Origin of the sequence: Psychromonas aquatilis (assembly GCF_038155185.1) — a bacterium.
Taxonomy (GTDB): domain Bacteria; phylum Pseudomonadota; class Gammaproteobacteria; order Enterobacterales; family Psychromonadaceae; genus Psychromonas; species Psychromonas aquatilis.
In genome coordinates, this window is record NZ_JBAKAZ010000090.1 from 1 (window position 1) to 7,376 (window position 7,376).

Annotated in this window: 8 protein-coding genes and 1 tRNA gene; 6 read left to right on the forward strand and 3 right to left on the reverse strand. The window is 38.7% G+C overall.

Going from position 1 to position 7,376, the window contains the following annotated elements; all coding sequences use genetic code 11:
• Positions 1 to 115: 115 nt before the first annotated feature.
• Positions 116 to 192, reverse strand: a tRNA-Arg gene (locus tag V6256_RS14380).
• A gap of 208 nt (positions 193 to 400) precedes the next feature.
• Between V6256_RS14380 and rnr the strand changes: the two genes are divergently transcribed.
• Together rnr and rlmB are read left to right on the forward strand one after the other, a co-directional pair.
• Positions 401 to 2,887: a ribonuclease R gene (gene rnr, locus V6256_RS14385; protein WP_341598942.1), complete on the forward strand. Its 2,487-nt coding sequence runs from the start codon at positions 401 to 403 to the stop codon at positions 2,885 to 2,887.
• Positions 2,888 to 2,947: 60 nt separating this feature from the next.
• Positions 2,948 to 3,688 (forward strand): 23S rRNA (guanosine(2251)-2'-O)-methyltransferase RlmB, encoded by a 741-nt coding sequence (rlmB, locus tag V6256_RS14390; protein WP_341598943.1) that lies wholly within the window; start codon positions 2,948 to 2,950, stop codon positions 3,686 to 3,688.
• A 90-nt stretch (positions 3,689 to 3,778) separates the two neighbouring features.
• Here the strand turns inward: rlmB and V6256_RS14395 are convergent, their stop codons facing one another.
• Positions 3,779 to 5,068: a DUF481 domain-containing protein gene (locus tag V6256_RS14395; protein ID WP_341598945.1), complete on the reverse strand. Its 1,290-nt coding sequence runs from the start codon at positions 5,066 to 5,068 to the stop codon at positions 3,779 to 3,781.
• A 245-nt stretch (positions 5,069 to 5,313) separates the two neighbouring features.
• On the opposite strand from V6256_RS14395, the gene rpsF reads away from it, so the two are divergent.
• From rpsF to rplI, 4 genes are read left to right on the forward strand one after another with little or no spacing between them, the layout of a single operon-like run.
• Positions 5,314 to 5,715: a 30S ribosomal protein S6 gene (gene rpsF, locus V6256_RS14400; protein WP_341598946.1), complete on the forward strand. Its 402-nt coding sequence runs from the start codon at positions 5,314 to 5,316 to the stop codon at positions 5,713 to 5,715.
• A gap of 8 nt (positions 5,716 to 5,723) precedes the next feature.
• Positions 5,724 to 6,029, forward strand: a complete 306-nt coding sequence (gene priB / locus V6256_RS14405; protein WP_341598948.1) for a primosomal replication protein N — start codon at positions 5,724 to 5,726, stop codon at positions 6,027 to 6,029.
• Between the two features lie 9 nt (positions 6,030 to 6,038).
• On the forward strand, positions 6,039 to 6,266 hold the full coding sequence (gene rpsR / locus V6256_RS14410) for a 30S ribosomal protein S18 (protein ID WP_019613652.1): 228 nt from the start codon (positions 6,039 to 6,041) through the stop codon (positions 6,264 to 6,266).
• 15 nt (positions 6,267 to 6,281) lie between these two features.
• Positions 6,282 to 6,734 carry a 50S ribosomal protein L9 gene (gene rplI / locus V6256_RS14415; RefSeq protein ID WP_341598951.1) on the forward strand — a complete coding sequence of 151 codons (453 nt, stop codon included), beginning with the start codon at positions 6,282 to 6,284 and terminating at the stop codon, positions 6,732 to 6,734.
• A 93-nt stretch (positions 6,735 to 6,827) separates the two neighbouring features.
• On the opposite strand, the gene V6256_RS14420 is transcribed toward rplI, so the two are convergent.
• On the reverse strand, positions 6,828 to 7,376 hold a 549-nt coding region (locus V6256_RS14420), incomplete at its 5' end, for a winged helix-turn-helix domain-containing protein (protein ID WP_341598952.1).

Consider the following 7,376-nt stretch of genomic DNA (forward strand, 5'->3'; position numbering starts at 1 on the left):
GCGACAACCGGAATCACAATCCGGGGCTCTACCAACTGAGCTACATCCGCCACTATATTAACTAAAAACTAATTTACATTCCGACCATCACTTTAAGAATATTGCCTCGAAGTAATGGCGCACCAGACAGGATTCGAACCTGTGGCCTTTGCCTCCGGAGGGCAACGCTCTATCCAGCTGAGCTACGGGTGCTCACGTCTTTAGCGTGGCGCGGATATTACTGAACTCTGTAAAATCTGTCTAGTCTTTTTTGTGTTTTTTTTAATAAAATATGTTTACTTGCTCAATAGATGAACAAATCGTATAAAATTTAAAAAATTTACGCTTTTTGTTATTAATTCAAAGCTTTTAGTCATTTTCAGATATACTTTAGCTAAATGCCTTACAAAGAGTTTCAAATATGACCATAGATCCGAATATTGATCGAGAATCACAAACATACGAACATCCAGTGCCTAGCCGTGAATTCATTTTACAATTTATAGAAAAACATGGAAAACCAATCACTCGTGATGCTTTATTTAAAGCATTCAAACTAAGTAGTGATGAAGAAGCAGAAGGACTACGTCGTCGTTTAAAAGCGATGGAACGTGATGGACAACTTATTTGGTGCCGTAATGCAACTTATCAAATCCCAGATAAATTAGATCTCGCAACAGGTAAAGTCATTGGCCATAAAGATGGCTTTGGCTTTTTAAAAACCGAAGACGACGGTAAAGACTTATTTTTACCTAACCATCAAATGCGTTTCTTATTCCATGGCGATACTATATTAGCCCAGCCGGTAAAAGTAGACTCTCGTGGTCGAACAGAAGCCCGCTTTGTACGCTTATTAGAAGCGCGGCAAGAAACAATCGTTGGACGCTACTTTGTAGAAGATGGCGTTTCGTCTGTTATTCCTGATGATACTCGTATTAACCAAGAAATAATTATTAACAAAGAAAATAATGCTGGTGCACGCCACGGGCAAATTGTTGTTGTAGAAATCTTACAGCGCCCTAAAGCACGCTTTAATGCCACCGGTAAAATAACTGAAATCTTAGGCCAGAATATGGCACCGGGTATGGAAGTTGATATCGCCCTGCGTACCCATGATATTCCCCATGAATGGCCTGCAGGATTAGATAAAGAAATAGAAGGATATGGCGAGCACGTACCAGAAGAAGCTAAAAAAGGTCGTGTCGACTTACGCGACTTACCTTTAGTTACTATTGATGGTGAAGATGCTCGAGATTTTGATGATGCTGTATTCTGTCAAAAAGAACCTAATGGCGGTTGGCGTTTATGGGTTGCGATTGCTGATGTAAGTTATTATGTACGTAAAGGTACTATTTTAGATAAAGAAGCGATTAATCGCGGTAACTCGGTTTACTTTCCAGACCAAGTAATCCCTATGCTTCCTGAAGTATTATCTAATGGGTTATGTTCACTCAATCCACAGGTTGACCGTTTATGTATGGTCAGTGAAATGGTTATCTCTGAAGATGGACAACTAACTGACTATAAATTCTACGAAGCGGTAATGAATTCCCATGCACGTTTCACCTATACAAAAGTTGCTGCTATTTTAGAAGGTGATCAGCCTTTACGTGAACAATACAAACCATTAGTGCCACACTTAGAAGAACTTGAGCATCTATATAAAGCCTTTAAAAAAGCGCGCCATATTCGTGGTGGAATGGAGTTTGAAACATTAGAAGTACGATTCTTATTTAATGAAGCACGTAAAATCGAATCGATTGTGCCATTAGTACGTAACGACGCACATAAAATCATTGAAGAATGTATGATCCAAGCGAATGTGGCTTCTGCTCGTTTAATTGGTGAAGCTGATGCGGCTGCTTTGTATCGTGTTCATGAGACCCCAAGCGAAGAGAAATTAGCTAACTTCCGCTCTTTCTTAGGTGAATTAGGATTAACACTGAATGGTGGTGAAAAACCTGCTCCGCGTGATTATGCTGATTTAGCTGAGAGCTTTGCGGACCGTGATGACAGTGATTTATTACAAACCATGTTATTACGCTCTATGAAACAAGCGGTTTACCAAGATGAAAACTTAGGACATTTTGGTTTAGCGCTAGAAGAGTACGCTCACTTTACATCCCCTATTCGTCGCTACCCTGATTTGATTTTACATCGTGCCATTAAATACTTAGTTGCACATAAAAAGAATAATCAATTAAAAGCAAAATGGACGGAAACAGGCGGTTACCATTATCAACATGATGAAATGGGATCGCTTGGTGAACATTGTTCAATGACCGAACGTCGTGCAGATGATGCAACGCGTGATGTTGCTGATTCATTAAAATGTGAATATATGCAAGATCATATCGGCGATAAAATGGTTGGTACCGTTGCAGCCGTCACTAGTTTTGGTTTCTTTGTGCGTCTTAATGATATTCATATCGACGGACTTGTGCATATGAATAGCCTAGGCTCTGACTATTATATTTTTGATGCCGGCAAACAAACCTTAACGGGTGAGCGAACGGGTCGTGTTTATCGAATCGGTGACGTGTTAGAAGTAAATGTGTTATCTGTTAACCTAGATGATAAAAAAATTGATTTTGAATTAGCCGATGAAGCCTTAGCAGGTAAACGAGGTCGTGGTCGTCGTACTAATGATAGAAAAAAAGATCGTCCAATGGACAAACGTGCAAAATCAAAATCAAATCGCACTAGCTCAAAACAGAGTACTGAGAGTCAAGTAACAGAAAAAGAGACTCAGAATAGTAAAAAGGCAGCCACTAAACCTAAAAAGAAAAGACCTGTTAAGCAAGGTGTAAAGAATACCCTTTCTTCTAAAAAGAAAAAGACAACCAGCACCAAAAAAAGTCGTCCAGGTAGAGCTGAACGAGCGCGAAATAAAGCTAAAAAAAGCTGATTTTTAGTAATAAATAAGCGAATAAATAACAATTAATATTAAAGAATTAGAGAAATAAAAATGAGTAAAAGTGAAATTATTTACGGTATGCATGCTGTTGATGCCTTATTAGAAAAGCAACCTGAGCGTGTTATTGAAATCTATGCGTTAAAAGGTCGTGATGATGAGCGCTTGCACGAAGTACTTAATAAAGCCAAAGATTGGGGAGTATCTGTTCAGTTTATGCAACGTAAAGCATTAGATGAAAAGTCGGATGGCGAACAGCATCAAGGGATCATGGCGCGTGTTAAAGGCTTAAAAATATTAACTGATAACGACCTAGAGCCGATTCTTGAAGGATTAGATGTACCACCATTTTTATTAATTTTAGATGGTGTGACTGACCCACATAATCTTGGTGCTTGTTTACGAAGTGCAGAAGCAGCAGGTGTACACGCGGTGATTATCCCTAAAGATAATTCAGCAAGCCTGACGCCTGTCGTGCGTAAAGTTGCTTGCGGTGCAGCAGAGTCAATCCCATTAATTCATGTAACCAATCTAGCGCGTGCCATGCGCAATTTACAAGATAAAGGTATCTGGATTTATGGCACAGCAGGTGAAGCAGAGCAAAGTCTTTACGATTGTAAGTTAGAAAGTGGCATGGCTTTAGCAATGGGTGCGGAAGGTAAAGGGTTACGTCGCTTAACACGTGAGCATTGTGATGAATTAATAAAACTGCCAATGGCGGGTGCTGTTTCTAGCTTAAATGTATCGGTAGCAACAGGTATCTGTTTATTTGAAGTGGTTCGTCAGCGCCGCTAATTACAGCCCTACGCTATAAATTTAAAATCCCTAGTCATACACTGTTATGACTAGGGATTTTTTATGCTTTTCTGTTGATATTACTCTTCTTTAAAATGCATATTGAAGATTTAAACCTGTAGAAAGTTCATCATTTCTTGTATCAACAGGCACATTTTGATTGTATTTATAATTTACATCAAAGATAAGATACAGCTCTTGATAAATTCTATTTTGCGCTCTAGCACCTATTTCATAAACGCTATTTTCATGGCCTAGCTCCACTATACCTTGCGTACTTATTTGTAAGCTTTCGGTGACAATCCTTTCGTAGTTTAGCTTAGTACGTAAAATATACTCATTAAATGAAACATCATCTTCGCCATCATTAGGAACGGCTAATTTATAACCTGGGCCAACTTCCACATTAAACTTATGATTATTTTCATTAAAAAAGATATGTCCATACCCCACGGTAAAGGTGTCTTCTTTTTCATAAGAAGCAAATCCACTACGTTGGATATCACTCCTAATAAAAGCGGTATCGACAGGCGTTAAGTTATAGTTACCTTGTAACTGCCAACGTAATTCATCTTCCGTATCTTCGCCATCTTCATTTTCATATTCGAACTGCATATCACTGTTAACGTTATATTTTTCTTTAACGTTGTAATCTAATATCAATCGTCCTTCAACGCCTTTAGTACGTTGATTATCTCTATCGAAATTAAACCCAAACTCTACCGCCCCACTAAAATGATCTTCGACTTTAGGCGCTTCTTCGTTGACATCAGCAACATCACTATCATCCTCAGGGTCTGCAGTATTAACTGTTTTTAACAAATCCGGTTTTTGATCAATTTTACTTTTAATTTGGTCAATAGAAGAGCTTAATAAATTAGCATGTTGTAAACGCTCTGCTTTTAACGTTTGATTAAGTTTTCTTTCTCTTTTTAAACTTTCTCTTAACTCAAACTGATTAATGTTGACTTGGTTATCTAAGGTCGATAGTTGATCAGAGAGTTGATCGTTGCGGTTAACTAGAGAAGTGGTCAAGCTTTGTTGCTCTACTAGCTTTTTTTCAGCATCAACTCTTTTCGCCTGCTCTTCTCCTAATTGCTTTTTTAAATTAGCAATTTGCTGCTTGCTTTTTGATTGCGCTTCAATAAGCTTTTGAACCTCTGATTCACTGAGCTGAGTAACAACCGATTCACCTAAATCTAAACCACCTTCAGCAGCCGTTTCAGCTAAATTTATCTGTTCAGTCAGTACGTCATCATTTATTGTTTCTGCCTGGTCTTGAGTAATTGTATCGTACTTATCAGCAATCACTTCCCACCACGCACTTACTGCTACCAAGAACAAGCTAACCAGTAGTATATATAAAAAACGAGTATTCAATGAAATAGGCTCTATAAAATAAAAAAATCAATAATACTAAATTGTATCTTATAGAGGCACCGAAAAAACAAAAGTTCAGATAATTTTATTTATTTACTATTTATCTGGTGTTTCTTGCTTGCTTAAGTTGTCCCTTAAATGTACAATCTGCCGCCTTAAATCAGCCACCCTTTTTGTTCCTTGCTTCTATTTGGTACGGCTGAGCCAACTTATGAAGCTACTAACCCGTAAGGAGCGATTTTTATATGCGTCATTATGAAATCGTATTTATGGTTCACCCAGATCAGAGTGAACAAGTTAATGGTATGATCGAACGTTACACAACTTCTATTACTGAAGCTGGTGGTACTGTTCATCGTCTAGAAGACTGGGGCCGTCGTCAACTGGCTTACCCAATCAACAAACTACACAAAGCACACTATGTTCTTATGAATATTGAAGCAGAGCAATCAGTAATCGATGACTTGGAAACAGCTTTCCGTTTCAACGATGCAGTGATCCGCAACATGATCATGCGCACTAAAGCGCCTGTAACTGAAGCATCTGTAGTGGCTAAAGCAAAAGAAGAACGTACTGAACGTGCTCCTCGTGCTCCACGCCCAGAAGCTGAAGCTGCTGCACCTGCTGCAACAGAAGCTGAAGCATAAGAAACTAAGTGACTGATAACTTTTTGCAACTTACAGGTATTGTGACCGAAAGTCCGATACACAAAACAAGCCCGAGTGGCATTGAACACTGTAACCTGACCATTGAACATCGTTCAGTGCAAGAAGAAGCTGGATTACCACGAAATGCAATGTGCTATATGCCAATTGCAACGAGTGGACCATTAGCAAATCAGTTGAAAAATAAATTATCGAAAGGCATGCATATTAAAGTAAGTGGTTTTATCACTTATCACCAAAGCAAGAGCAATCTTGGTAAATTGGTGTTACATGCTCAGTACATAGAACAAATTTAAGGAACTACCATGGCTCGTTACTTCCGCCGTCGTAAATTCTGTCGCTTCACTGCTGAAGGTGTTAGCGAAATTGATTACAAAGACGTTGTTACATTAAAAAATTACATCACTGAAAGTGGTAAAATCGTACCTAGCCGTATTACTGGCACAAGTGCAAAATACCAACGCCAATTAGCGCGCGCAATCAAACGTGCACGTTACTTGTCACTTTTACCATACACAGACTTACACAAGTAATAGGAGCTATAGATTATGGAAGTTATTCTACAAGATACAGTTGCTAACCTTGGTCACCTTGGTGATAAAGTGAATGTTAAAGCAGGTTACGCACGTAACTTTCTTTTCCCACAGCAAAAAGCTGTACCAGCAAACAAAGCAAACTTAGAAGCTTTTGAAGCACGTCGTGCTGAATTAGAAGCTAAGCAAGCTGCTAACCTAGCTGCCGCTCAAGAACGTGGTGAAGCTCTTAATGCATTAGAAGCAGTTGTAATTGCATCTAAAGCAGGTGAAGCTGGTAAATTATTCGGTTCAATCGGTACGCGTGATATTGCTGATGCAATCACTGCTGCTGGTGTAGCTGTAGCAAAAAGTGAAGTTCGCCTTCCAGAAGGTGCTTTACGTTTAACTGGTACTTACGAGATTGCTGTTTCAGTACACTCTGACGTTAATGCAGTTATCAACCTTGAAGTTGTTGAAGCTGAGTAATCAGTAAAACACTTTAATGTAAAAATACCTGCTTTCGAGCGGGTATTTTTTTACCTAAAATTTACTGCTTCATTGTATGAGACTGGTTTCTTTCTAGACTTCAGTATTCGGTAACACAAAGCGATACCCCGCCCCATAAACAGATTGAATTAACTCCTCTCCCTGACTAATATCTAACAGTTTTTTTCTTAGTTTTTTAATATGACTGTCGATCGTTCGGTGGTTTACAATACGCTGATCTGGATACATATTGTTCATTAACTGATCTCGTGTAAAAACTCTCCCTGGTTGGTTATATAGTGGCTTCAACAACTGAAATTCCACAGATGTTAGCTGTACCTTAACGTCCATAAAATTAACTGTTAAACATGCTTCATCGATAAAAAAGTCTAAGGCTTTAGATGTCAGTTTATTCGTTCTTCGCAGCACGGCTTTAACACGCGCAACCACTTCTCTCGGACTAAAGGGTTTACAAATGTAATCATCTGCGCCTAGCTCTAAACCTAATAAACGATCAATTTCTTCGACTTTAGCGGTAAGCATTAAAATCGGTACATCAGAGAACTGCCTTATCTCTTTACATAAAGTAATACCAATTCCGTTAATTAAGTTTCCAAATTTGTCCAATCTCGATAGCACAGC